The following is a 26525-nucleotide window of genomic DNA, read 5'->3' on the forward strand; positions in this document are numbered from 1 at the left end:
TATGACTAAATCTTTTATAAAAAAAATATTCTCTTTTAACAAATCTCAAGAGCAAGAAATTGAACAACAGATTTCTATTCCTGATAAAAGCGATATAATAGAAGAAAATAAAGACAAAAATGAAAAGACAAAAAATAATCAAATCTCTATAAACACAGAAAAAGAAGAACAAACAAAAAATCCAGAGTCAATACTTACAAAATATGATGAAAAATCTCCATTTCTAGAATCCCATTCTGATAAAATTCCCTTTTCTGGTAAAATTATTGTCACAGACAACATCCGTGAAAAAAAGAATGAAGAAATTTTATCTGAACCTTCTGTTGAACAAAAAAAGACAGCGTGGTTTGGGCGCCTTAAAAAAGGCCTATCCCTTTCTTCACAACGCCTAAGCGGATCAATTGGCGATCTCTTTGTTAAAAGAAAACTTGATGAAGATACACTGCAAGAGCTCGAAGATATTCTTATCCAAGCTGACATAGGTGTAGAGACAGCAACACGCATCACAAATACTTTAGCTTCCAGTCGTTACGGAAAAAACCTCTCCCCAAATGATATTCATACTATTGTAGCTGATGAGGTCAAAAAAGTTCTGGAACCTGTTGCAATACCATTAGAACTTGATCTCAGCCATAAACCTCATGTTATTTTGCTGGTAGGTGTAAATGGCACTGGAAAAACGACAACTATTGGAAAACTTTCAGCCAAATTAACAGAAGGGGGATTAAAAGTTATGCTGGCAGCAGGTGATACTTTCCGAGCCGCTGCTATTGAGCAACTACACATTTGGGGTGAACGTACCAATTCTCCTGTTATTTCGACAAAATTGGGTGCAGATGCCGCCAGCTTAGCATTTGATGCTTATGAAAAAGCAAAAAAAACAAACAGTGATGTATTAATTATTGATACAGCAGGGCGTTTACAAAATAAATCTGAATTAATGGATGAGTTGGCAAAAATTATTCGTGTTTTAAAAAAACACACCCCTCAAGCACCCCACACAATCCTTCAAACTCTTGATGCAACAACCGGACAAAATGCACTCAACCAAGTGGACATTTTCCGTGATATTGCTGGTGTTAATGGTTTAGTTATGACAAAGCTAGATGGGACTGCACGAGGAGGAATTCTTGTCGCTATCGCAGCAAAATATAAATTACCCGTTTATTTTATCGGTATAGGAGAAGATATTGAAGACCTTCAACCCTTTTCTGCTTCTGACTTTGCCGAAACTATTGCAGGAAAACACGCATGAAACAGCCTTTATCTAATCTTAATTTACACAATAATTCTGAAAAAAAGATGAATAACAATAAAAAAAATTCTCTCTCACCAACACTTAAATTTCTTTTGGAAATGGGTCCATTGGTTGCCTTCTTTTTTGCCAATTATAAGGGAGAATGGCTGATAAAAAACATTGGATTTTTTCAAAATTTTAGTAAGCCTATTTTCCCTGCAACAGCTATTTTTATGGTGGCTATTATTATTTCCCTAAGCTTATCATGGATCCTTGCAAGACAAATTCCTATTATGCCTCTTATTTCAGGAATATTTGTTTTAGTTTTTGGCTTTCTAACTCTCTGGCTTCATAATGAAACTTTCATAAAAATGAAACCAACAATCATTAATAGCTTATTTGCTTTTATACTTTTTGGAGGGATGTTTTTTAAAAAACCACTTTTACGTTATGCTCTTGATTCTACCTTAAAACTTGATGATTTAGGTTGGCAAAAACTTACCTATCGTTGGGCGTTTTTTTTCATTTTTCTTGCCATTTTGAATGAAATAATTTGGCGTAATTTTAGCGATAATTTCTGGACAAGTTTCAAAGTATTTGGCGTCATGCCTATAACAGTCCTTTTCATGCTTACCCAAATGCCTATAATTATAAAACATTCAAAAGGACTTTTTACAGAAGAGGACAAATCTGATTCTTAAAAAAATCATCACTACCGATTATTTTATAGATTCATCGCCAAACACTGTTCGGGAGAAAAAATATGTTGATTGAACAGTTTATTTGTCGAGAAGACAATTTCGGTGTACTCCTTCATGATGAAAAAAGTGGTATGACAGCTGCAATAGATGCTCCTGAAAGCAAAGCGATTCACAATGCCTTAAAGCGCCACAATTGGACACTTAACACTATTTTTGTAACTCATCATCATCACGACCATGTAGAAGCCCTATCAGAATTAAAACAAGTTTACAACGCTACGGTTATCGGACCAGAAGCAGAAAAAGAAAAGATCAATCATCTTGATAAAACACTTCAACCTGATGAAAGTTTTTCTTTTGGCTCACACCTTCTTTTAGCTCTTTCAACACCTGGTCATACTCTAGGCGCATTATCTTACTATTTTCCTGAAAAGAATTTACTCTTTGCTGGAGATACACTTTTTTCATTGGGCTGTGGACGTCTTTTCGAAGGAAAACCAGCACAAATGCTGAATTCTTTAAAAAAACTTCGTAAACTTCCTGATGAAACACTTCTCTATTGTGGACACGAATATACAAAAAATAACGCTCTTTTCGCACTAACAATTGACCCACATAATAAAAAACTCCACCAAAGAATAGAGGAAGTTTTTTTGCTACGTGCAAAAAACGCTATGACTTTACCAGTAACCTTAGGGCAAGAAAAAGCCACAAATCCCTTTCTCCGCTGGGATGATAGTGTATTGCGAAAGAACCTTGTAATGGAAGAAAAAACAGATGAAGAAGTTTTTGCTGAAGTTCGAAGAAGAAAGGACAATTTTTAACCATGCGTAAGTTCGTATTACGTTTGTTCCTGCTTTTTCTTTTCGTGATACATATTCAACAAACAATGGCAGAGGAAAAGGAAACAGATAATTCTTCTCTTATAGCACCTCTCATTGCAAATTATCCCTTAACGGAAGATTTTCTTTTAAAGCTGGAAAAAATTGAAAAAGAATGTAAAAACTTACTTCCAGAAACAAAAAATAATCTTATAACTTATGATTCTAGTATCCACTCTAGTATTGAAAACTACACTACCTATATTTCTAGTAAACCAAAACTTGTGAATATTTTAAAAGAAAATAATATAACACCGAAAGATTTTGCTGCGGGAACCTTAGCACTTAAAGAAATATCAGCGCTTCTCATATTTGTACCTGAAAAGGAATATTCTACTGAGAAAAATACTATATTTCTAAACAATCTTGAATTTGTTAAAAAACATTTTTACAAAGCAACAATTCTTTTAAATAGCTGTGAAAAACTCATTTTGAGCAACTAATCAGCTATGAGACATTAAAAAATATCATCCCATTAATCTAATAAAAAAGTACGTGCATTAAAAAATCACCGTGTTTTTACCATTCCTAATAATTGTTTTTATTTTGATTATATTTACAAATGTTTTTCTAAAAATAAAGAATAACAGACGGAAAAATATTTATTGAAATTCAAAAAAGAAAGGATAATTTTTGTCATGTTTAAACTTCTATTGTGTTTTTTCTTCATTTTTCCTTTTGTATCATACGCTCAAGAAAAAAAACAAGAAATAGATGATCCTTCTTTTATACCGCCTTTCATTGCAAATTATCCCTTAACAGAAGATATTCTTTTAAAGCTGGAAAAAATCAAAGCAGAATGTAGAAATTTATCTTCAGAACCAGAACAAAAAAATACAAAAAGTGATCTCAGTACTTATGATGATAATATTGAAAAAGACGCTTCCTATATTTTTAATAATCCAAAACTTGTAAATATTTTAAAAGAAAATAATATAACACCGAAAGATTTTGTTGTTGCTCACCTAGCACTTCAAGCGACATTGTATGTACTTACTGATGAAGAAAATTCTACTTATGAAAAAAACTCTTTACCTGCAAGAAATATAGAATTTGCTAAAGAGCATATGTATAGAATAATAAAAATTTTAAAAGATAACTGTTAAAAAAATCTTTTTAGAACAATTGATTAACTTTGTAAACGCCGACAAATTTCATCTAATTGTTCTAATGAAGAGTAATGTATTTTTAAATCTCCACCTTTTTTACCATGTCGAATAATAACTTTCATTCCTATCACATCTGCAAGTAATTTTTCTAAAGATTTTGTTTCAGCATCTTTCTCCGTATTGGTACGCTTTTTAGTTTTAGGATTAGCTTGCTCATATGCAAGTATTTCTGTTTGACGTACTGAAAGCCCTTCACGAATAATTTTCTCAGCTAAATTTTGTGGATCATCAACGGTTATAAGACAACGTGCATGACCTGCAGAAAGTTGTCCATCAGTTAAGAATTGTTGTACTTTTTCTGGAAGTTTTAACAAACGAAGCGTATTTGCAACATGACTACGACTTTTTCCTATAACTTGCGCTAAATCTACTTGCGTATAATCATGTTCATTTAGAAGCATCTCATATCCCTTTGCTTCTTCGATAGGATTAAGATCTGCACGTTGAACATTTTCAATAATTGCCAATTCCAAAGCCGTTTTATCGTCCACATCACGAATAATAACGGGTAATTGACTTAAATTTGCACGTTGTGCTGCACGCCAGCGCCGTTCACCCGCAATCAATTCAAACCGATGAGGATGATCTCTTAAAGGCCTCACAATAACCGGTTGAACCACACCGTGTTGACGAATTGATTGTGTCAAATTATCAAGCTCTGTTTCAGTAAAATGACGCCGAGGATTGTGAGGATTACATGAAATAGATTCAATAGAAATAAATCGCTCAGAAAGACTACCGGATTCATTTAATTTATCAAAGCTTGATGAACGTGCAATATTGTTGTTTAAATTGATATCTCCAATCAATGCCGCTAATCCACGTCCTAGTCTTTTTTTTGATAGATCATCGTTCATAATTTTGCTCTTTGAGTTTTCTTACAAAAAATTTTACATTTTTAAGCAGCAGCACGTGCTTGTTTTTCACGTTGAATCATTTCTGATGCTAGACGCAAATAAGCTTGGCTCCCAGCACATTTAAGATCATAAAGCAATACAGGTTTGCCAAAAGAAGGCGCTTCTGATACTCTTACATTTCGTGGAATAACAGTACGATAAACTTTATCTCCCATAAAAGAGCGTACATCTTCAACAACTTGATTTGAAAGGTTATTACGTCCATCATACATTGTTAAAACAATACCTTGGATCTCTAAAGATGGATTAAGTACGGATCGCACTTGTTTTACTGTTTCAAGTAATTGACTTAAACCTTCAAGTGCTAAAAATTCACACTGCATAGGCACTAAAACAGAATCGGCAGCCCCCATAGCATTAAGTGTTAAAAGATTAAGGGAGGGAGGACAATCAATTAAAATATAATTGAATTTTTTTTCCATTTCCGGATCATCATAGAGAGCTTTACGTAAGCGTTGTATGCGATCTTTTGATGAAGAAATTTCCATTTCCACACCTAAGAGATCAAGTGTAGAAGGAACTATATAAAGATTGGGTACGGCTGTTTTTAAAGCCGCCTGCGTAATTGAAACGCCCGAAACCAAAACATCATAAGAAGATAAAGGACGGCTATTACGATCAATCCCTAAACCTGTACTAGCATTACCTTGTGGATCAACATCCATAATAAGGACATTTTCACCAATAGCCGCTAAAGCTGTAGCAAGATTAATTGCTGTGGTTGTTTTTCCGACTCCACCCTTTTGGTTTGCAATAGCGATAATTCGTGTTTCGCTCATTTTGCTCTACCCTCTATATGATCGAATATGAGAAATTTCCAAAATAACAGAATTTTCATCAACTTTACTTTTATGTTTTAACAGATCAAAGTGCCAATTGGCAGAGGCATTTTTTATTTCTGTAGCGTAATCCCGACCTTTTTGCAAAAGAGCTATTGTTTTTTCTGTTAATAAAGGAAAAATGAGTTGTAAAAGAGTATCAAGCGGCGCTAATCCCCGTGCTGTTATAATATCAGATATGGGAATTTTTTGATATATATCTTCAATTCTAGCGTGATAAACCGTTGCTGGAAGATTAAGTTGAGCAATAACTGTTCGCAAAAAAGCAACTTTTTTCCCATTACTTTCAACAAGATTAATATGTCCTGCTTTTTTTTCTTTCAAAAAGATAGCAATCACAATTGCAGGAAAACCTCCTCCTGATCCTAAATCACACCAATGTAAAGAATGAGCATACAAAGGAAAAATTTGTGCTGAATCTAGAATATGTCGTGTCCATAGATCTGGTATAGTTGTAGCAGATATCAAATTAATATGTGCATTCCACTGAAGTATTAAAGACTCAAACTGAATTAAATTTTCCATCGTTTCACGTGAAACAGAAGGAACAATATTTAATAATTGTTGATATTTTTTTTCTGTAGAAAAATTCATTAAGCTGTTTTAGCCTTTTCACGTCGTTGACGTTGAATATGTGTAATAATAAGCGATAACGCGGCGGGTGTCATGCCATCAATTTTTTGTGCATCAGCAATTGAACGCGGCGACACTTCTTGAATTTTTGATTTAAGTTCATTTGAAAGACCTGAAATTGCCTGAACATCGAGAGAAGAAGGAATTTCTAAACGCTCATCTCTCTGAAGAGAGGCAATATCTTGTGCTTGTTTATCTAAATAAACCGCATATTGTGCTTCAATTTCTAAAGATTCTGCTGTTTTAGAATCAATTGTTTTTAATTGTGGCCAAAAATCTGAAAGACGCTCTAAGGTCATATGAGGATAAGCAAGAAAATCATAAGCCGAACGCCGAATTCCATCATGATTAACATGTAATCCATGAGCAGAAGCTTCATTGGGTGTTAAAAAAAGATTTTGACATATTGATCGTGCTTGATCAAGCCGTTGTTGTTTTTTCTGATAACATTCCCAACGTATTTTACTCACAATACCCCATTTTTGTGCCAAAGGTGTTAAACGCGTATCAGCATTATCAGATCGTAAAGATAAACGAAATTCAGCACGTGATGTAAACATCCTATAAGGTTCACAAACACCACGTGAAACCAAATCATCAATCATAACACCAATATAAGCAGTAGAACGACTTATAAGTATTTCATCTAATTTACCTACTTTACGTGCAGCATTTAATCCAGCTAAAAGTCCTTGTGCTGCTGCTTCTTCATATCCTGTTGTACCATTAATTTGGCCTGCTAAGAACAAACCCGGTAAAGAACGTAATTCTAAGTTTCTCGTTAATTGTTGTGGATTAACAAAATCATATTCAATAGCATAACCAGGTTGCAAAACTATAGCATTTTCCAATCCTTCAATGGTTTTCAATAGAGAAATTTGTACATCTTCAGGAAGAGAAGTAGAAAGACCATTTGGATAAACAGTATCATCATTTAATCCTTCTGGTTCCAGAAAGATCTGATGTCCATCACGTTCTCCAAATTTAACAATTTTATCTTCAACAGAAGGACAATAACGTGGTCCTAACCCTTCAATATTTCCAGAATATAAAGCAGAGCGATAAATATTCTCGCGAATAATTTGATGTGTTTTCTCATTTGTACGTGTTATTGCACATTCAATTTGTGGTTGTTCAATTTTCTCTGTTAAAAGAGAAAAGGGTATGGGATTTTCATCTGCTTGTTGTTTTTGGAGAGCTTCCCAAGCAATTGTTTTTTTACTCAAACGAGCAGGGGTTCCTGTTTTTAATCGTCCAAGTTTTATATGATATTTTTTCAAATGTTCAGCAAGTTTTACACTTGACTGATCTCCCATACGACCAGCAGCCCATGTTTTATTACCAATATGAATAAAGCCATTTAAAAACGTACCTGTTGTTAAAACAACAGCACCAGAAAAAATTGTTCCTTGTTTTTTTAAAATAACACCTGATACACAATTATCTTTAACAACCAGATCAATAACTTCATCCTCAATAAGAGTAAGATTTTCTTGTTCTTTTAATAATTTTTGAATTGCTTTTTTATAAAGTTGTCTATCTGCCTGTGTTCGTGGTCCTCTTACTGCCGGTCCTTTACGTCTATTAAGTAGTCTAAACTGAATTCCAGCAGCATCTGCTGCTCTTCCCATAAGACCATCTAACGCATCTATTTCACGAACTAGATGCCCTTTTCCAAGTCCACCAATAGCAGGATTACACGACATTGTTCCCAGTGCTGATATTTTATGTGTAACAAGCGCTGTTTTGGCTCCTACACGTGCTGAAGCTGAAGCCGCTTCACAGCCAGCATGACCACCACCAACAATAACAACATCATATGATTGCATTTAATTCATTCCGTAGAAAATATTCTAAGGTTTCACGTGAAACAGGATATAAATTACATAATCTTTATAATCTGTCTATGAAATAATCAATGTTTCACGTGAATCATTATTTACCAACACAAAATTCTGAAAAAATAATATCAAGCAAATCTTCAACATCAATATCTCCTGTAATTTTCCCAAGAAAATCACTTGCACAACGGAGATGTTCTGCACGTAAACTGAGATCAAGAGAATGATAATTAAGAGAAAATTCAATCTCTTTAACAGCCTCCTTTAATAATTGAAGTTGCCTTTTACGTGCTGGAACAATATTTCCAATTTCAGAAGCACGATGATGACAAAATAATTCAAGTTCTTTTATAAAATAATCAAAATTTAAACCAGTTAATGCGGAAAATTGTATAGACCAACGCTGATCATTTTTTTCATAAAGATCAAGCTTATTGCCAACACACCATATTTCAGCCGATGTTTCTGGTAAATCAACTTGCTTAGGATTTCCTATATCATAAACCAAAATAACCAAATCAGCTTCCCTAACATGCTGTTTAGCAATTTCTATTCCCATCTGTTCTATTTTATTTTCTGTTTTTCTAAAACCAGCAGTATCGGTTAAAAAAACAGGTAAACCACCAAGAATAATTCTCATTTCTAAAGCATCACGGGTTGTTCCTGCTTCTTCCGTTACAATAGCAACAGATCTTCCTGAAAGACGATTCATAATGCTTGATTTTCCAGAATTTGGAGCACCAGCAATAACAATTTTTAATCCATCACGTAAAATACTCGCACGTTCTCCTTCAGTAATATATTCCCGAATAGAAGTACAAAGATCCTGAACATCTTTCCAAACTTTATCAGATATTGCGTTGGGAATATCTGCTTCATCAACAAAATCAAGTTCTGCCTCAATAAAAGCACGCGCCTTCATAAGCTTATGACGCCAATCACGATAAAGCGTCGTTAAATGTCCACTTGTACCCATAACAGCTAAACGCCGTTGGCTTTCCGTTTCTGCTTCTATTAAATCAGCAAGACCTTCTGCTTGAACAAGATCTAATTTTCCTTCCATAAAAGCACGACGTGAAAATTCACCTGCTTCTGCAATACGGCATCCAGAAAATGTCGACAATTCATCGAGAAAACGATTAACGACTGCTTTTCCTCCATGTAAATGGAATTCTGCACAATCTTCCCCCGTAAAACTATGAGGAGCAGGAAAAAAAACAGTTAAACCAGAATCTAAAAAACTACCATCACGAGCAGTAAGATTTCCATAATGCATAAAACGTGCTTTAGGTAAACGACCACAAAGCGTTTTAACTATATCCACAACATGAGGACCAGAAAGCCGAATGACTGCAACCCCTGAAGGTAACAATCCACTCGAAACAGCAAAGATTGTATCCACAGGTTTTATCCTAATAAAAACTTTAATGACTCTACGTATTCATTGAATCAAAAAATTCACTATTATTTTTTGTTTGCTTTAATTTATCAATCAAAAATTCAATTGCATCTGTTACATTCATAGATGCTAAAATACGACGAAGAACAAAAATTTTGTGTAAATCTTGTCGTTCTACCAGAAGTTCTTCCTTACGCGTTCCTGACTTTAAAATATCCATAGCAGGGAAAATACGTTTATCAGCAACTTTTCGATCAAGAACAATTTCCGAATTACCTGTTCCTTTAAATTCTTCAAAAATAACCTCATCCATACGACTTCCTGTATCAATCAAAGCCGTTGCAATAATGGTTAAAGATCCGCCTTCTTCAATATTACGTGCTGCACCAAAAAAACGCTTTGGACGCTGGAGGGCATTTGCATCCACACCACCTGTTAAAACTTTACCTGAAGAAGGAACAACTGTATTATATGCACGCCCAAGACGTGTAATAGAATCGAGAAGAATAACAACATCACGCCCATATTCAACGAGACGTTTGGCTTTTTCAATGACCATTTCTGCCACTTGTACGTGACGTATTGCAGGTTCATCAAAAGTAGAAGAAACCACTTCTCCTTTTACTGAACGCTGCATATCAGTAACTTCTTCTGGTCGTTCATCAATTAAAAGAACAATGAGATAACATTCAGGATGATTAGTGGTAATAGAATGAGCAATATTTTGAAGTAAAACTGTTTTTCCCGTCCGAGGAGGAGCTACAATTAACCCTCTTTGTCCTTTTCCCAATGGAGATATCAAATCAATCACGCGTGATGACATATCTTTCTCTGTAGGATCTTGTATTTCCATTTGGAAACGTTCATTTGAATAAAGAGGAGTAAGATTATCAAAGTGGATTTTATAACGAATCTTTTCAGGTTTTTCGAAATTAATTGTATTAATTTTAAGGAGAGCAAAATAACGTTCTCCCTCTTTTGGACTGCGTATGGGACCTTCAATTGTATCGCCTGTTTTTAAAGAAAACGACTGTATTTGTGCAGGTGAAAGATAAATATCATCAGGACCAGGAAGATAATTAGCATCAGCAGATCTCAAAAATCCAAATCCGTCTTGTAAAACTTCAACAACACCTTCTCCTATAATTTCAACGTCTTGTAGAGCAAGTTTTTTCAAGATAGCAAACATTAATTCTTGTTTGCGCATAAGGGAGGCATTTTCAACTTCTAATGTTTCAGCAAAAGAAACAAGCTCAACGGGATTTTTGCTTTTAAGTTCTTGTAGTTTCATTTTTTGCATGAAATATGCTCTTTGTAATTAAGGAGAAGATTGTTCTAAATAATTTATGGAAATTTATGAGTGAAATATTATTAAGAAAAAATATCCTACACTCAATTTTTTTAATCTGCAAGTACCATTTATATGAAATTTGTTCCTGTAATATTAAGTAATTATATGAAAAACTTGAAAAAATATAAAATCCAAATAGTATTTAATTATTTTAATAACAAAAATGTGAGTTAGGATTATAGCATTAATGAAATGCTATTCAAAAGTATTTTTTACAGAAATTTATATTAATAAATTTATATTAAAGAAAGGATTATTCTTATTTATAACTGTGTTTAGTGTGGATTATTATTTATCCTCAATTTTATCCACAAAAGGAACTGAAAAAAGAATAAAAATATCACTATCTTAAAGATATTATCCCCTCTTTTTTTATAAGAGGGATTAAATTATCACAAGCATTTAATTTGTGCATAAAAAAGGAGAATTTTTCATAAATTTTAGTTTTATAAAAAACGGTGAGTATATATACACATGTCTTAACAAGGAGTTAAAATTTTTGTGACAAAAGAAAAAAAATTCTTTCATTTACACATGCTTTCTGATGCAACAGGAGAAACATTAATTTCTGTTGGAAGAGCTGTAGCATCGCAATATGCAATGATTCAGGCAACAGAGCATATCTATCCTATGATTCGTAATAGAATACAGTTACAGAAAGCTCTTGATGAAATACAACAAGAGCCAGGTATTGTTCTTTACACAATGATTGATGAAGAACTTAAACTACTCCTTCAAAAAAAATGCAAAAAAATAGAAGTTCCCTGTATTGATATATTGCATCCTGTTTTAAATGCTTTTCAGTCTTACCTTGGAATGCCAACACATTTACGTGCGAGCGCACAACATGATCTTAATGCAGATTATTTTCGCCGTATTGAGGCACTGGATTTTACAATAGAGCATGATGATGGACAGTCTTCCAGTAGCTTATCCGAAGCAGATGTGATCCTTGTGGGAATTTCAAGAACCTCTAAAACACCAACAAGCATCTATTTAGCAAATCGCGGAATCAAAACGGCTAATGTTCCTCTTATTCCAGGAATTGATTTGCCAGAATCTCTTTTAGAGGTAAAAAATTCTTTAATTATTGGTTTAATTGCTTCAGCTGAAAGAATCTCACATATTCGTCAAAATAGAGATTTAGGAGAAGGTTTTGCTCTTGATAATTATACTAATCGTATCAACATAGCTGAAGAATTAATCCATGCAAAACGCATTTGCGAACGTTTTGGTTGGCCTATTATTGATGTCACAAGACGTTCTATTGAAGAAACTGCTGCTGCAATATTTGAACTGTTATCACGATTTCGTGAAGGAAATGAGAGAAAATTCTCATGAACGCAGATACTTTAATATTAGCATCTCTTAGTTTTTATCGTGCAAAATTATTAAAAAAAGCAGGCTTAAATTTTTCCATTGAAGGAGCTTCTTTTGATGAAAGAGAAGTAGAAAAAAAAGCAAAAGAAAAAACACCTAAAGAACTCAGCTGTTTTCTTGCGAGCGCAAAAGCAAAAAATGTTTCAGACCGTTTTCCTGATGCTTTCGTTATTGGTTGTGATCAAGTTCTTGATTTTGAAGGTCAAGTTTTTCACAAAGCAACAAATATTAAAGAAGCACATCAACGTTTATGTGAATTATCAGGAAAAACCCATTCTCTTCATAGTGCGGTAGCTTTATTTAAAAATGGTCAAAAAATTTGGGTTGAAGCTTTTAGTGCACATATGTCCGTCCGTTTACTCTCATCAGAATTTATTGAACGTTATTTAGCACGCGTAGGAAAAGATGTTTTAAACAGCGTGGGAGTATATCAAATTGAAGGAGAAGGAATTCATCTCTTTGAAAAAATTGAAGGAGATTTTTTTACCATTGTTGGTTTACCTTTGCTGCCTCTACTCATAAAACTGCGCCACTTAGGAATTATTGATGGTTGACTTAACAATAAAAAAAACAAATTATCCGCGTGCTTTTGTTGTTGGTTCTCCAATTCATCATTCAAAATCGCCAAGAATTCACAATTTTTGGCTTAAACAATATGGTTTACAAGGAGAATATCTTGCACAAGAAGTAACATCTGAAGAGTTCAGTCATTTTATTGCGTCTTTACAAAAAATAGGCTTTTGTGGAGGAAATGTTACTTTGCCTTATAAACAGGAAGCTTTTCGTTTAGCAGATTATAAAGATGAGAGAGCAACAATGATTGGTGCTGTTAATACACTTTGGTATGAAGGAGATAAGCTTTGTGCCACGAATAGTGATGCCTATGGTTTTAGCGCTAATCTTGATGATTTTGTATCTGATTGGGGAGGGGAAACAGCTCTTGTTTTTGGAGCAGGTGGTGCCGCACGCGCTATCATATATGCCTTAAAAAGACGCGGATTTGAACAGATTTATTTAATTAACCGTACAAAACAACGTGCTGATAATTTAGCTCAGCATTTTGGAAAAATCATTAAAGTTTACGATTGGCATAAAATCCATGAAATACTTCATCAAGCTGATTTGATTGTTAATACAACCTCTATTGGCATAAAAAGTCCAGAAGAAAAAAGTGATTCTTTTTTTTGCGATTTTCATAAAGCAAAAAAAACGGCATTAGTAACAGATATTATTTATACACCATTGATAACTCCTTTTTTACAACAGGCAAAGGCTTGTGATCTCAAGACGGTTGATGGACTTGGGATGCTTCTACATCAGGCTGTTATAGGGTTTGAACAGTGGTTCGGAATAAGACCACAGGTAACAAAAGCGTTACGGACAGCTATTTTAGAGGATATGAGTGAAAAAAGAGAATGAAGATCATAGGATTAACGGGATCAATTGCTATGGGAAAATCAACAGTTGCTGATTTTTTCAAGCAAGCGGGTATTTCTGTTTTTAGTGCTGATGAAGCAGTACAACAGCTTTATAAAAGTGAGCCAGCTTTGTCATTCATAGAGCGTATTTTTCCTGGTGTGGTTGAAAACGGAGAAGTTAACCGTTTGAAACTTTCTGAAATTTTGATTGATGATAAAGAAAAATTACAAACATTAGAAAAAATAATTCATCCTTTGGTGCAAGAAAAAGAAAGGGAATTTATTGATATAGCGCGTGAACAAGGGAAAAAATTAGTTATTCTTGATATTCCACTTCTGTTTGAAAAAAATGGTGAAAGTCGTGTGGATAGCGTTATTGTTGTTTCTGCTCCACCAGAAATACAAAAAGAACGTGTAATGATTCGCCAAGGTATGAATGAGAAAAAATTTGCCTTTATCAACGCTCAACAAATGCCAGATGAAAAAAAACGAGAACGCGCTGATTTTATTATTGATACAGGGAAAGATTTAGAGAATACACGTCAACAGGTTTTTGATGTGATAAAAAAATTGCTAAAGAATTAAAATTATGCGTGAAATTATTTTTGATACAGAAACAACAGGTTTAGATAAAGAGAAAGATCGCATAATCGAAATTGGTTGTGTAGAAATGGTTGATCGTTATCTCACAGGACGCCAATTTCATGTTTATTTAAACCCTGAAGGCGTTATTATTCCTGATGAAGTTGTAGCAATTCACGGATTAACCAATGAACGCTTGAAAAACGAGAAAAGTTTTAGTGATATTGTTGATGAATTTTTGGAATTTATCAAAGACGCGACAATGATTGCGCATAATGCGAGTTTTGATATTGGTTTTATTAATGCAGAATTAAAACGCGTCAACAAACCGCTTATCAGTGTTGATAATATTCTTGATACATTGGCTATGGCGCGGCGTAAATTTCCTATGGGTCCTAATTCTCTTGATATTTTATGCAAACGTTTTGGAATTGATAACAGCCATCGTGTTCTTCATGGTGCTTTGCTTGATGCAGAGATTCTAGCCGATGTTTATATTGAGCTCATCGGTGGAAAGCAAGGTGTATTGGGTTTTGATAACAGAAGGGGTATTGATGAACATATCCAGAACGATAAAGATACATCTTATGCCGTTAAAATTCGCCCGCAGGCTTTACCTTCGAGATTGAGTATGCAAGAAAAAAAGTTACACGCTGATTTTATCTACAAAATGGGTGAAAAAGCTCTGTGGAATAACTTCAAAATTCATGAATAACATCATCTTTTATCTAAAAGAGTCACGATTGAAATTAAAGAATATCGATGTCAAAAAAAACGGTCGTTGTGGGGAGGGGAACACCACAACGACCCTGTCGCTACATCGTACCTCAGCTATCATAGGAGGAGCAAAATGAAAGCTATTAATCCTGTAACAGCAAAGAAAAGCTCTAGGTACTTAATATAAAGTGCAACGACTTCACGTCTTATGAAGAGAAAAAATGGCTTTTTAGAGGCAAAGTGAAAAAATATATAAGGGTAATTTGCTTTTTTAGCTGAAATGGAGAAAAAATTGTCATGAAAGCAACAGATCATCTTTTTTTGGTTGACGGATCAGGCTATATTTTTCGTGCTTATTATGCTTTGCCGCCTTTAAAACGTAAAAAGGATGGACTTCCTGTAGGAGCAGTAGCTGGTTTTTGCAATATGTTATGGAAATTACTTTGTGATGCTCGTAATACAGCTACGGGTGTTGTTCCAACACATTTTGCTGTTATTTTTGATTATTCATCTGATACTTTTCGTAAACAAATTTATCCTGAATATAAAGCGAATCGCGTTGAACCTCCTGAAGATCTAATTCCTCAATTCGCGCTAATACGCCAAGCAACGAAGGCTTTTAATTTGCCTTGTATTGAAAAGGAAGGCTTTGAAGCGGATGATTTAATTGCTACCTATGCAAAGTTGGCAACAAAGGTTGGGGCAAAAACAACCATTATTTCTTCCGATAAGGATCTTATGCAACTCGTAAATACGCATGTATCTTTGTATGATGGAATGAAAGATAAGCATATAGGTATCTCAGAAGTTATAGAAAAATGGGGTGTTGCGCCTGAAAAAATGATTGATTTACAAGCATTAATTGGAGATTCAACGGATAATGTACCGGGTATTCCAGGCATTGGTCCAAAAACTGCAGCTCAGTTGTTAAATGAATTTGGTTCTCTTGATCTTCTATTGCAAAACGTAACAGAAATTAAACAAACAAAACGACGTGAAAACATTCAAGCTTATAGAGAACAAGTTAAAATATCTCGTGAACTTGTCAGGCTTAAAACAGATGTTCCTATAGATAATGATTTAGATGATTTTATTTTGGAGCCACAAGATGGTCCACGTTTAATTGCTTTTTTGAAAGCGATGGAGTTTTCAACATTAACGCGTCGCGTGGCAGAGGCAACAACATGCGATGCAGCTGTTATTGACGCACTTGATATAAATGTTGAATGGGAAAAACTAAGCCCCAGGAATGATTCTGATATCAGGCATGATTCTGATATCAAGAATACTGAGCGCGCATCCCTTCATAATTTTTCTGAAAATTCTCCACAAGTTTTTGCACAAGAACGTAAAGATCAAGCGCTGACTCAAAAAATTACAAGAGATGCTTATACAACAATTCTTGATGAGGAAATTTTAAAAGACTGGTTATCACAAGCACAAGAGCAGGGTTTTTTCGCTTTTGATACTAAAACAACATCTCTTGATCCGATGCAAGCAAAGCTTGTTGGTTTTTCACTCGCATTACAGCCGGAAAAAGCAGCTTATATACCTCTTGAACATTTTGATGAAGGAGAAGAGGACCTTTTGAGGGGCGGGCGCATTGCTTCACAGATTGGGGCTCGAAAAGCTTTAGCACTTTTAAAACCGATATTAGAAGATTCAGCGGTGTTAAAAATTGGTCATAATATAAAATATGATTGGTTGGTGATGAAGCAATACGACATTATGATAAGCTCTTTTGACGACACCATGCTTTTATCATATGCTTTTGATGCTGGAATGTTAACCCATAATATGGATGATTTGTCTGAACGTTGGCTTGAGCATAAACCAATTGCCTATAAAGATTTAACGCATAACGGGAAAAAAATTACTTCTTTTGCACAAGTAGATTTAAAACAAGCAACCCTTTATGCGGCGGAAGATGCTGATATAAAGCTACGTCTTTGGCAAGTATTGAAACCGCAACTTGTTGCTCGTGGAATGACAAAAATTTATGAGCGTCTTGATAGACCTCTTGTAGAAGTTCTTGCAAGAATGGAAGAACGGGGGATTCTTATTGATCGGCAGATTTTATTGCGTCTTTCAGGAGAGTTGGCACAAGCTGCTTTGATTCTAGAAGAGGAAATTTACAAACAAGCTGATGAAAAGTTTAATCTTGCTTCGCCAAAGCAATTAGGGGATATCCTTTTTGGCAAAATGGGATTGCCTGGAGGCGCTAAAACAAAGGGTGGACAATGGTCAACTTCTGCACAGACCTTAGAAGAGTTGGCTGCTGAAGGTCATATTTTACCGCGTAAAATTATTGAGTGGCGTCAACTTTCAAAGCTAAAATCTACCTATACAGATGCCTTGCCTTCTTATATTTTTTCAAAAACAGGGCGAGTTCACACGAATTATTCTTTGGCAATAACATCAACTGGTCGGTTATCATCATCAGAGCCAAATTTGCAAAATATTCCAGTGCGAACTGCTGAAGGACGTAAAATTCGAACAGCTTTTATTGCTCCCAAAGGACATGTGTTACTTTCTGCTGATTATAGTCAGATTGAGTTGCGCATTCTTGCACATATTGCGGATATAAAAGCATTAAAAGAAGCTTTTGCTAAAGGGCATGATATTCACGCTATAACGGCATCACAAATGTTTGGTGTTGCGATAGAAGGAATGCATTCAGATATACGACGGCGTGCAAAAGCGATTAATTTTGGTATTATTTATGGTATTTCAGCTTTTGGATTAGCCAATCAATTGGGAATTTCACGCCAAGAAGCGGGTCGTTATATTCAACTGTATTTTGAAAGATTTCCAGGAATTAAAGATTATATGGAGAAGACCAAAATCTTTGCACGTGAAAATGGTTATGTAGAAACAATTTTTGGACGTCGTATCCATTATCCAGAAATAAAAGCAAAGAATGTAAAAATTCGTTCTCTTAATGAGCGGGCAGCTATCAATGCTCCAATTCAAGGTTCTGCGGCCGATATTATTCGCCGCGCTATGATACATATGGAAGATGCTTTAAAAGCAGAAAAACTATCAGCAAAAATGTTGCTGCAAGTTCATGATGAACTGATTTTTGAAGTACCAGAAGAAGAAAGTAAAAAAACCATGACTGTTGTTAAAAATGTTATGGAAAATGCTACAATACCGGTTCTATCTTTATCTGTACCGCTTGAAGTAAAAGTTATGACGGCTCAAAATTGGGATGAGGCACATTAATTTTTTTATTTATTTTTAAGAATATTGATTGCGTTGGAAAGATTAAGATAGGCTTTGATAGGCAAATGATCTGAAGCAATGCGTGCAAGTGGTGAATAATGATTTTCAATACTTGTTACCAATTGGTGGGGAAAAGAAAAAACTCTATCAAGGGCTAACAAAGGAAAACGAGAGGGAAAGCTTGGTACAACTTCAAAAGTGCTATCAAAATAGGGAGAAAAATGATTTAAAGATGAGCCTTTTCCCATTCGCCATTCATTAAAATCTCCTATGAGGAGTGTAGGCATAAGGGGGCGTTTTTGGAAAATTTCAAGGAGCATTTTTGTTTGTTGTTTACGAGAGTAACGTAATAAGCCAAAATGAGCCGCAATAATACGAATAGGGCCTGCTGCCATTTCCAACTCTACAATTACAGCCCCACGTGGTTCAATACTAGGAAGAGTGACTTGTAAAGTATCACGTACATATCCCTTTCGCAAAAAAAGAGCATTCCCATGCCAACCATGGCCATGAGGTGACATAGTATTAAGAGGTACAGGAATCAAACCGGTTTCAGCTTTTAATAGCTGAAGATTAATCAAACCGATGCGTTCCCCAAAACGTTTATCTGCTTCTTGAAGAGCAAGGATATCAACTTGTAATTCAGTAATAACACGGACAATTCTTGTAGGATTAAAAACTTTATCAACACCTACACATTTATGCACATTATAGGAAGCAACGGTCAGATCATAATTACTATTTTGATTGACGATGTTTGATTGATGATGAGAGCGGCTGTGAATTGTATTTAAAAAGGAGCTATGGAGTTTTTGTTGGATAAAACCGGTAAACCAAGGGAATTTTTGCTTATAAGGGATTTTTGTCATTTTGCGAAAAGAATAGTTTCTAAGAAGCAGAGGGTAAAGATTTACACTAAAAACAAAAGAACCTTGTTTCTTTTAGAAACAAGGTTCTTTAATTAAGTAATGATTTTTGCAATCAATCACGGTTTGAGCCAAGAAACTGTAGCAAGAAGACAAACATATTGATGAAATCAAGATAAAGATTCAGCGCGCCCATAATAACTTTACGTCCTCTGGTATCGCTTTCATCTCCTTCATAATACATCAACTTAATGCTCTGGGTATCGTAGGCTGTTAAACCAGCAAAGATAAAAACACCAATCACAGAGATAGCAAACTGCAAAGCGCTTGATCCAAGAAAAATGTTCACAATCATGGAAAGCAACAAGCCGATCAATCCAATGAATAAGAATGAACCGATTGCTGTGAGATCACGCTTTGTTGTGTATCCATAAAGTGAAAGAGCTCCAAAAGTTGCGGCGGAAATGACAAAGGTTTGCACAACACTTTCTGTCGTATAGCGCAAAACGATTGAAGACAGTGAAAGACCAACCAGAGCAGCATAACCAAAAAAGAGACTACGAGCAGCATTTGTGCTCAATGTATTAATTTTAAAACTGAGAAATAAGACTGCTATGAGTGGTGCAAACATAACAATATAAGAGAATGGCGATGTATAAAATGTTACTCCAAATGGTGTTAGATAAACACTGCTATTGATTTGAGCTGCTGCTTGGCTCATATCTGTTGTCGTTGCTAATGATACAATTGCATAAGCGGCAGCAGCTGTAATAAGCAAACCAATGGCCATTGCATTGTAGACACCCAACATATAGTCGCGTAATCCCTGATCAATTGATGCATCGGCATGAGAAGCAGGTGCCGAACGTAAATCTTTAAAATTAGCCATAATATAAAATCCTTTAGCATATGTTCTGTCAGGTATAGGGCTTTAAAGGTGTCTCTGTCATTACACAGATAAGCTTGGTATAAGCCTTAATTGGGCAAATACAAAAACCCTTAAGAATCACTGACAGAATTCCAGCATATATGCTCTTATTATGGAGATTTATTTAAAAATTACAAGAGATTTATATGAAGAAGGAACCTTACAAATTGGTAAGGAAATAGTTCATTTTAATAAAAAATATTCCCATTTTTTGCCATATTTTTGCAAGATAAAAAGACTACACTCAAAATTTTTTCTATTTTCACAAAAACTATGTAATACAATCCCTTATAAAATATTCACTATTTTTGCGTTTATGAGAAGAGCGGCAAGTATCATCACACTATTTTCAACCTCTAATATTGCATCTGTTTTGCACGTTTATAAGAGCTATTGAATTGGATTTTTATATAATATATTGATGTATAATGATAAATTGTCTTTTTGAATGCTAAATGATACTCCGAATATCGCAAGATTCTCTGGTTGAAAATCTGTTCATATTAAATCAATCAAGATTATTGACTTGTGTCTTGCAAGAGACATGGTTTTAATGGATTCAACATGAACAGATTCCAAATAAAAGAGATTTAGGATAGTAAGGGCTTTTATTCAATATAAAAAACGGTAATTTATATTTATAATCAATATGTTGCTTTAACAAGACACCATTGAAAATAGTTGAGAAAATGTTTTTTATTAAACAATATATAAAATAAAAAAGGAGAGTTTTTAAACGAAGCACTTAAGAAAGGCTCTGTAAAATCGATATCTGTAAAAACTAAAAAACGTACGAAAATCAATTGTTCAAATCAAATAAACAGAACTTCAAATGCTGTGAAATGTCTCCTCAAAAATTGTGATGTAGGACACATGGATAAAAAATATTGATTCTATTTGAGTTCATTTCTTTTGCACTAACTAAGTGTAGAAATGTAAAGTTGAAAAGAAAGTAAGATTTTATAGTCCCATGAAGAGAAACACGTGAAATGACGAGCAACAAGAATTGATTAAGAGAAATCAATGCGTAATCAGACTTGTGACGGTCAATAATCTCTGTTTTCTAAGGCACTGAACATATCAGTGAGAAGATGTACTATTGGAATGACGCCTTGCTTTCATCCAAGTACGCAATTCTTCAATAAGGATGGCAATAACACCGAGAGTGATAAAACTATCTGCAAGGTTGAAAATAGCAAAATAAAAAATATCATCAATATGAAAAAGTATGTAATCAGTGACATGATGAAAGCGAATACGATCAATGAGATTGCCGATGGCTCCCCCAATAATAAGAATAAGGCCAAAGCGCATTAAAGACTTATTATATTCAGTATTTTTCCATAACCATAGAAGAAAGATAATCACAATGATCGTGATGGCGATGATTCCCCACTGAGAAAAGGAAGAAAAAAACGAAAATGCAATGCCAGAATTGCGCACATGATAAAGGGAAAGAAAAGGAATAAGCGAAATTTCTGTTCCTAAAGGCATATTGTGCATAACCCAGTATTTGACAGCTTGATCAAGTACTACTGTAAAAGCCAAGCCCAAGAGAAGAAAAGGGAGTGATTTACGAATCATGTTTTTCCTCACATGGTTCCAGTATTAAATAGGGGCGACGGATTTCATAAAGCATAACAGCTGTTGCTACAGCTAGATTAAGCGAGTCTGCTCGTCCGCTTTGTGGAATACGCGTAAGTTTATCACACCGATTCGTAAGAAGATCTGATAATCCCTGTTTTTCATTCCCCATTAAAAGGATAACAGGACCATTTTTGAAATCAAGTGTCCGATAATCCAGAGATCCTTTGAGATGCGTGCCAACGATCATGCCTTTAAAGTGAGAAGACCAGTTTAAAAAGCCGTTTTCATCAAAACGATAAAGTGGTACAGAGAAAATAGATCCCATGGTTGCACGGACTGTTTCAGGCGAGAAAGGGTCTGTTGTCTCGCCAATTAAAATAACACCTTTAGCACCTACAGCATCAGCGGTTCGAATAATGGTACCAAGGTTTCCAGGATCACGTACACGATCAAGCGCGATGTAAACATCTTTAATCTGCCCTTTTATCATTTCAAAAGAGTGCCATTTTTGCTTGAAAATACCAATAACTGTTTGTGGATTATCGCGTCGGGTAAGTGATTCCATAACCTTTTGTGAGGCTTTAATAACAAAACCACCGTTGGCTACAGCACGTGCGGCAGTATTTTCGATAGTAGCATTACCGATTTCACTTTTAGAAAAAATAAGCGTCTGTATTGTCCAGCCAAGATTGAGAGCATCAATGACCAATTTCAATCCTTCTGCCATGAAAAGACCTTCTCTATTACGGTTTTTCTTTTGGCTAAGTGCTTTAAGATTTTTTATGATGGGGTTGCTAAGAGAGGTAATTTCTTTCACTCTACCAGTTTTGGGTCTACACATATTCAAGCAATCCAACGGCTAAAAAGAGAAGTAGAAAGAGCACGTCCTGCAACTTCTTCACGCAAAATGAGTTCTCCTGATTCGACCGTACCACCAAGATTTACAAATGCATCACGCATTAAAGCATGAAGTGCAAAGAAGGAAGCACGAATAGAATAAGCTGTAAGGACAACAGAGAGCGGTTTATCAGAGAGAAGTTTACGACAATTTGTGATCATGGCGGGTAAATGATCAAACAGTTGCCAAATTTCACCATGGGGTCCACGCCCATAAGCAGGGGGATCAAGAAGAATCATATCATAGCTTTTTTTACGACGCAGTTCACGCTCGACAAATTTCATAGCATCATCGCAAATCCAGCGAATAGAATGATCTGGTAATCCTGCTCTTTCTTGATTAGCTTTTGCCCACGCAATGGCTTTTTTAGAAGCATCAACATGGGTAACATTCGCACCCGCTCGTGCTCCAATCAAAGAGGCAATACCTGTATAGCCAAAAAGATTCAACAATTTTATAGGGCGTTCGGCTTTAACAATTTGTTCTTCCATAGAGCGCCAATGGGCATCTTGTTCAGGAAAAACCCCCACATGACGAAAGGAAGTAAAACGGCCTAGAAAAGACAATCCATTCCAAGCAAGAACCCATGTTTCATCAAGTGGCTTTTTAGGAAAATGCCAACGCCCAACCCCTTCTTCATCAAGGTTTCCTGTGAAAATAGCATCAACATCAGCCCATTGTTTTTGTGGTAAAGCGGGTTTCCATAGTGCTTGACCTTCTGGTCGAATAATGCGGTAAGCTCCATAACGTTCTAATTTTTGTCCATGACCAGAATCAATGAGAGCATAGTTTTCGCTTATACCCGTTTCTAAAATAAGGGGCAGCTTTTCCTGCGGATATCTATTGTTATGGGAGAATTGAAAGCATTGTGCAGGCATGTTTTGTATCACGGTATATGAGGTATAAAAATATATTATAAAGCTCTTAAATGTTTCGTAAAAGTGCAAAAAAGCTAAAGTCAATTAAAACAATGTATAAAAAAAAGAAAAAGAGCACTTTTAACTCTGTACTGAATATAGAATACAGAGAGAAAAGATTTCATTTAAATACCATTACACCAAATTTGTGATAGATGTTTTCAATTTTTCAATCTCGGCTTTACTTTTTTTGAGAGCTTTTTTGTATTTGTGATAGGAAAACCAACTGATCAGATTTCCTAATAAAATACCAAAACTAAAGAAAATAAAGAGCCATATAAAGAGGGGAGCATGATAAGTAAAACTTTCAGGATTTGCTCGAAAAGGATCAAGGGTTAACGGAACCATTTGACGATTAGCCACGATAAAAACAATCAAAACCGCTGCGAGAATCACACCGATACTTGTTAGAAGAATACGTTTAATTATCATAAGTTTCTCACTGATTAAGACGGTCGCGTAAATCCTTGCCAGTTTTAAAAAAAGGAATCCACTTTTCTTCAACAGAAACGGCTTCACCTGTTCGTGGATTACGTCCATTACGGGCTGAACGGCTTTTTACAGAAAAAGCTCCAAATCCACGAAGTTCAACGCGATTGCCATTTGCAAGTGCTGTTGCAATTTCCTCAAAAATAGCGTTTACAATATTCTCCACATCCCGTTGAAAAAGATGCGGGTTATGACGAGCGATAATTTGTACAAGCTCTGATTTTACCACAATAGCCTCACTTTCACACAAAAAAATTTTGTAATTGTGCACTCCATGCATATTACAATATATAAACGGATAAAAGCAAAATAAAATCAAGAAAAAACAAATTGCAAGAAACAAAATTTGAAAATACCTTCTATAAAGGGTATACAGATTAAAAATGCGGAGGATTTAAGAGATCAGGAGAGTATGTCCGTACACAATCATTATGAAGCCTTTTCAACGCAATCATCTTTTGGAGATGTTTTAAAAAAAGCATCCCGTCATTCGCGTCGCATTAGCATATTAAAAATTTTTTTACCTCTCTTAGCGTTGATTTCAGCGCTGGTTTTTTGCTGGTTTACGTTTTTCTTGGTTCCCGTTACTCCTGATTCTATGCCTTTGAATAATGGAGAAAGTGGCGTGATGAATTTGACGATGCTCAATCCAAAATTAGAAGGGTATACGCGTGCTCATGAACCTTATTGGCTTAAAGCAGAAAAGGCATTTCAAGACCATACACACGCTGGAATGATTGGGTTGCAAAACATTACAGCTAGAGCATTTATGGGCCAACAACGACAGGTTTTTCTCGTCGCACAAGGGGGGGTTTACGATAACATTAATGGTTTTTTACAGTTGGATAAGCCATTCACGATTACGACGAATGATGGGATGATGGTACGATTTATGTCAGCTAGTATTAACTTATCCGAGGGACAGTTAAAAACAGATCAACGTGTTAATATTCAGCAAGCCGGTTTGAATCTTGCCGCAAACGCCTTACAAATTCGAGAAAAAGGAAAAAACATATATTTCCATGGTGGTGTGCATTTAGTGCTTCAAAAGCAATAACGCAATATCAATACAAATCTTTAAAGGATATTTATAAAGAGAAGTATGTGTATATACAAACAGAAGAATTGAAATAATGAAATCGTACAAAAGATGGATAGGTGTGATGTTAGCTTTTAGCATGGGAATGTTAGGAGAAGGAGCAGTTTTAGGATATGCTGAAGTGGCTCATTTTGGAATAAGTCTATCAAGCGATAAAGAACCGGTAGAACTTCATGCAGATTCTTTGGAAATACGTGATAAAGAAGGGATAGCGCTTTTTAAGGGTGATGTTTCAGTGGTACAAGGTGAACGTCTTTTAAAAACGGCAGAATTAGTTGTTTACTACGATAAAGCATATAAAGAAATTGATAAAAACAAGGAAGATACAAAGGCATCATCTGTTTCTTTATTTGGTTCGTCGAGTATACAAAAAATGGAAGCTTTAGGAAAAGTTTATATAAAAATTGCTACGCAAGTTGCTACGGGTGATAAAGGTGTTTTTGATGGAAAGTCAAAAATGATGAGTTTGACAGGGAATCATGTTGTGTTAACTGATGGTGACAATGTGGCAACGGGGTGCAAACTAACGGCAAATATGGAAAGCGGAAAGGCTTTTTTAGAAGGTTGTGAGACGCCTAAGAAAAAAGGTCGTGTTTCTATTATTTTAAAACAAAATCAAAAGAATGGCCATTAAGATTTCATGTTTGGAATCAAAAGAAAAAAACAGACCGATAGGTATAATCTTGAAAGTGAAGCTTCAAAAAATCCCTTAAAAGGGACCTTGATTGCCAGTAATTTGATTAAAGTTTATCGAGGAAGACGAACTGTTAATGGTGTTTCTTTTGGCATTCGTACGGGAGAAGCCGTTGGCATTTTAGGGCCCAATGGGGCAGGTAAAACAACTTGTTTTTATATGGTGACAGGGCTTATAAAATCTGATGGAGGATCCATTAAAATTGATGGATTTGATATTACGCATCTTCCGATGTATCGACGTGCGCGTTTAGGTATTGGATATCTTCCACAGGAAGCGTCTATTTTTCGTGGTCTTTCAGTAGAAAATAACATTAAAGCTGTTTTAGAGGTCGTTGAAAAAGATCGCCTTAAACAACGTGAAGAGTTAGATAGCCTTTTACATGAATTTAAAATTGATCATTTACGTAAAATGTCTGCACTTTCGTTATCTGGAGGTGAACGTCGGAGACTTGAAATTGCGCGCGCTTTAGCTTCTCGTCCCCATTTTATGTTACTTGATGAACCATTTGCAGGAATTGATCCTATCGCTATTTTCGATATTCAACAACTTATTCGTCATTTAACGAGGCGTGGCATTGGTGTTTTAATAACGGATCATAATGTGCGTGAGACATTAGGGCTTGTCGATCGCGCTTATATTATTCATACAGGGCGGGTGTTAGTTCACGGTTGTCCTAACGATATTATCAACAACGTTGATGTACGCAGAATTTATTTGGGAAATCAGTTTTCTCTTTGATTTTACAGCTTTCACG

General features: G+C 35.2%; 27 protein-coding genes. 14 read left to right on the forward strand and 13 right to left on the reverse strand.

All coding sequences use genetic code 11. The features are described from left to right. The first annotated feature begins 1 nt into the window (after position 1). The 5 genes from ftsY to ACFIMI_RS00450 all read left to right on the forward strand — a co-directional run bounded on the left by ftsY (position 2) and on the right by ACFIMI_RS00450 (position 3925). A complete protein-coding gene (gene ftsY / locus ACFIMI_RS00430; RefSeq protein ID WP_375612760.1) occupies positions 2 to 1255 on the forward strand; it encodes a signal recognition particle-docking protein FtsY in 1254 nt (417 codons plus the stop codon). Then, positions 1252 to 1938: a septation protein A gene (locus tag ACFIMI_RS00435; protein WP_375639861.1), complete on the forward strand. Its 687-nt coding sequence runs from the start codon at positions 1252 to 1254 to the stop codon at positions 1936 to 1938. The genes ftsY and ACFIMI_RS00435 overlap by 4 nt, the downstream gene beginning before the upstream one ends. A 62-nt stretch (positions 1939 to 2000) precedes the next feature. After that, complete coding sequence (gloB, locus tag ACFIMI_RS00440) at positions 2001 to 2762, forward strand: hydroxyacylglutathione hydrolase (protein ID WP_375612762.1); 762 nt, start codon at positions 2001 to 2003, stop codon at positions 2760 to 2762. A 2-nt stretch (positions 2763 to 2764) separates the two neighbouring features. Then, a complete protein-coding gene (locus tag ACFIMI_RS00445; protein WP_375612763.1) occupies positions 2765 to 3262 on the forward strand; it encodes a hypothetical protein in 498 nt (165 codons plus the stop codon). Positions 3263 to 3457: 195 nt separating this feature from the next. Continuing rightward, complete coding sequence (locus ACFIMI_RS00450; RefSeq protein ID WP_375612764.1) at positions 3458 to 3925, forward strand: hypothetical protein; 468 nt, start codon at positions 3458 to 3460, stop codon at positions 3923 to 3925. A 23-nt stretch (positions 3926 to 3948) separates the two neighbouring features. Here the strand turns inward: ACFIMI_RS00450 and ACFIMI_RS00455 are convergent, their stop codons facing one another. The 6 genes from ACFIMI_RS00455 to rho form a co-directional block, all read right to left on the reverse strand. After that, a complete protein-coding gene (locus ACFIMI_RS00455) occupies positions 3949 to 4845 on the reverse strand; it encodes a ParB/RepB/Spo0J family partition protein (protein ID WP_375612765.1) in 897 nt (298 codons plus the stop codon). 41 nt (positions 4846 to 4886) lie between these two features. After that, the gene (locus ACFIMI_RS00460; RefSeq protein WP_273790170.1) at positions 4887 to 5684 is read right to left on the reverse strand and encodes a ParA family protein; all 798 of its coding nucleotides are present in this window, start codon (positions 5682 to 5684) and stop codon (positions 4887 to 4889) included. A 6-nt stretch (positions 5685 to 5690) separates the two neighbouring features. After that, entirely contained in the window at positions 5691 to 6338 is a 648-nt protein-coding gene (gene rsmG, locus ACFIMI_RS00465; RefSeq protein WP_375611339.1) for a 16S rRNA (guanine(527)-N(7))-methyltransferase RsmG, read from the reverse strand. Beyond that, a complete protein-coding gene (gene mnmG / locus ACFIMI_RS00470) occupies positions 6338 to 8206 on the reverse strand; it encodes a tRNA uridine-5-carboxymethylaminomethyl(34) synthesis enzyme MnmG (protein WP_375639846.1) in 1869 nt (622 codons plus the stop codon). The genes rsmG and mnmG overlap by 1 nt, the downstream gene beginning before the upstream one ends. Positions 8207 to 8312: 106 nt before the next feature. Beyond that, on the reverse strand, positions 8313 to 9620 hold the full coding sequence (mnmE, locus tag ACFIMI_RS00475; RefSeq protein WP_375688776.1) for a tRNA uridine-5-carboxymethylaminomethyl(34) synthesis GTPase MnmE: 1308 nt from the start codon (positions 9618 to 9620) through the stop codon (positions 8313 to 8315). Positions 9621 to 9651: 31 nt separating this feature from the next. After that, on the reverse strand, positions 9652 to 10917 hold the full coding sequence (gene rho, locus ACFIMI_RS00480) for a transcription termination factor Rho (protein WP_015857121.1): 1266 nt from the start codon (positions 10915 to 10917) through the stop codon (positions 9652 to 9654). Between the two features lie 552 nt (positions 10918 to 11469). On the opposite strand from rho, the gene ACFIMI_RS00485 reads away from it, so the two are divergent. The 6 genes from ACFIMI_RS00485 (at position 11470) to polA (ending at position 18290) form a co-directional block, all read left to right on the forward strand. Continuing rightward, a complete protein-coding gene (locus ACFIMI_RS00485) occupies positions 11470 to 12309 on the forward strand; it encodes a pyruvate, water dikinase regulatory protein (protein WP_375612767.1) in 840 nt (279 codons plus the stop codon). After that, positions 12306 to 12902: a Maf family nucleotide pyrophosphatase gene (locus tag ACFIMI_RS00490; protein ID WP_375611343.1), complete on the forward strand. Its 597-nt coding sequence runs from the start codon at positions 12306 to 12308 to the stop codon at positions 12900 to 12902. The genes ACFIMI_RS00485 and ACFIMI_RS00490 overlap by 4 nt, the downstream gene beginning before the upstream one ends. Further along, a complete protein-coding gene (locus ACFIMI_RS00495; protein WP_375629126.1) occupies positions 12895 to 13767 on the forward strand; it encodes a shikimate dehydrogenase in 873 nt (290 codons plus the stop codon). The genes ACFIMI_RS00490 and ACFIMI_RS00495 overlap by 8 nt, the downstream gene beginning before the upstream one ends. Continuing rightward, complete coding sequence (coaE, locus tag ACFIMI_RS00500; protein ID WP_375612770.1) at positions 13764 to 14351, forward strand: dephospho-CoA kinase; 588 nt, start codon at positions 13764 to 13766, stop codon at positions 14349 to 14351. Before ACFIMI_RS00495 ends, coaE begins: the two co-directional genes overlap by 4 nt. Before the next feature lie 4 nt (positions 14352 to 14355). Then, on the forward strand, positions 14356 to 15063 hold the full coding sequence (gene dnaQ / locus ACFIMI_RS00505) for a DNA polymerase III subunit epsilon (protein WP_375629128.1): 708 nt from the start codon (positions 14356 to 14358) through the stop codon (positions 15061 to 15063). A gap of 299 nt (positions 15064 to 15362) precedes the next feature. Beyond that, a complete protein-coding gene (polA, locus tag ACFIMI_RS00510; RefSeq protein WP_375638144.1) occupies positions 15363 to 18290 on the forward strand; it encodes a DNA polymerase I in 2928 nt (975 codons plus the stop codon). 5 nt (positions 18291 to 18295) lie between these two features. Here the strand turns inward: polA and ACFIMI_RS00515 are convergent, their stop codons facing one another. The 7 genes from ACFIMI_RS00515 to ihfB form a co-directional block, all read right to left on the reverse strand. Then, entirely contained in the window at positions 18296 to 19159 is an 864-nt protein-coding gene (locus ACFIMI_RS00515; protein WP_375612773.1) for an endonuclease/exonuclease/phosphatase family protein, read from the reverse strand. Between the two features lie 112 nt (positions 19160 to 19271). After that, positions 19272 to 20045, reverse strand: coding sequence for a Bax inhibitor-1/YccA family protein (locus tag ACFIMI_RS00520; protein WP_375611347.1), 774 nt, complete (start codon positions 20043 to 20045; stop codon positions 19272 to 19274). A 1119-nt stretch (positions 20046 to 21164) separates the two neighbouring features. Beyond that, positions 21165 to 21668 (reverse strand): signal peptidase II, encoded by a 504-nt coding sequence (gene lspA, locus ACFIMI_RS00525; protein ID WP_375611348.1) that lies wholly within the window; start codon positions 21666 to 21668, stop codon positions 21165 to 21167. After that, positions 21658 to 22512: a TrmH family RNA methyltransferase gene (locus ACFIMI_RS00530; protein ID WP_375668167.1), complete on the reverse strand. Its 855-nt coding sequence runs from the start codon at positions 22510 to 22512 to the stop codon at positions 21658 to 21660. Before ACFIMI_RS00530 ends, lspA begins: the two co-directional genes overlap by 11 nt. A gap of 2 nt (positions 22513 to 22514) precedes the next feature. Continuing rightward, complete coding sequence (locus ACFIMI_RS00535; RefSeq protein WP_375611350.1) at positions 22515 to 23447, reverse strand: class I SAM-dependent methyltransferase; 933 nt, start codon at positions 23445 to 23447, stop codon at positions 22515 to 22517. 174 nt (positions 23448 to 23621) lie between these two features. Beyond that, positions 23622 to 23918, reverse strand: a complete 297-nt coding sequence (locus ACFIMI_RS00540) for a lipopolysaccharide assembly protein LapA domain-containing protein (RefSeq protein WP_375681783.1) — start codon at positions 23916 to 23918, stop codon at positions 23622 to 23624. A gap of 7 nt (positions 23919 to 23925) precedes the next feature. Continuing rightward, the gene (gene ihfB / locus ACFIMI_RS00545) at positions 23926 to 24204 is read right to left on the reverse strand and encodes an integration host factor subunit beta (RefSeq protein WP_273790186.1); all 279 of its coding nucleotides are present in this window, start codon (positions 24202 to 24204) and stop codon (positions 23926 to 23928) included. Between the two features lie 183 nt (positions 24205 to 24387). On the opposite strand from ihfB, the gene lptC reads away from it, so the two are divergent. The 3 genes from lptC to lptB all read left to right on the forward strand — a co-directional run bounded on the left by lptC (position 24388) and on the right by lptB (position 26509). Next, positions 24388 to 25032: an LPS export ABC transporter periplasmic protein LptC gene (gene lptC / locus ACFIMI_RS00550; RefSeq protein ID WP_375692169.1), complete on the forward strand. Its 645-nt coding sequence runs from the start codon at positions 24388 to 24390 to the stop codon at positions 25030 to 25032. Positions 25033 to 25108: 76 nt separating this feature from the next. Beyond that, positions 25109 to 25708, forward strand: a complete 600-nt coding sequence (locus ACFIMI_RS00555) for an LptA/OstA family protein (RefSeq protein ID WP_375612778.1) — start codon at positions 25109 to 25111, stop codon at positions 25706 to 25708. A gap of 6 nt (positions 25709 to 25714) precedes the next feature. Beyond that, positions 25715 to 26509: an LPS export ABC transporter ATP-binding protein gene (gene lptB / locus ACFIMI_RS00560; RefSeq protein WP_012754448.1), complete on the forward strand. Its 795-nt coding sequence runs from the start codon at positions 25715 to 25717 to the stop codon at positions 26507 to 26509. Positions 26510 to 26525 lie beyond the last annotated feature (16 nt).

Origin of the sequence: Bartonella sp. AP4SXKL, assembly GCF_042195845.1 — a bacterium.
Lineage (GTDB): Bacteria > Pseudomonadota > Alphaproteobacteria > Rhizobiales > Rhizobiaceae > Bartonella.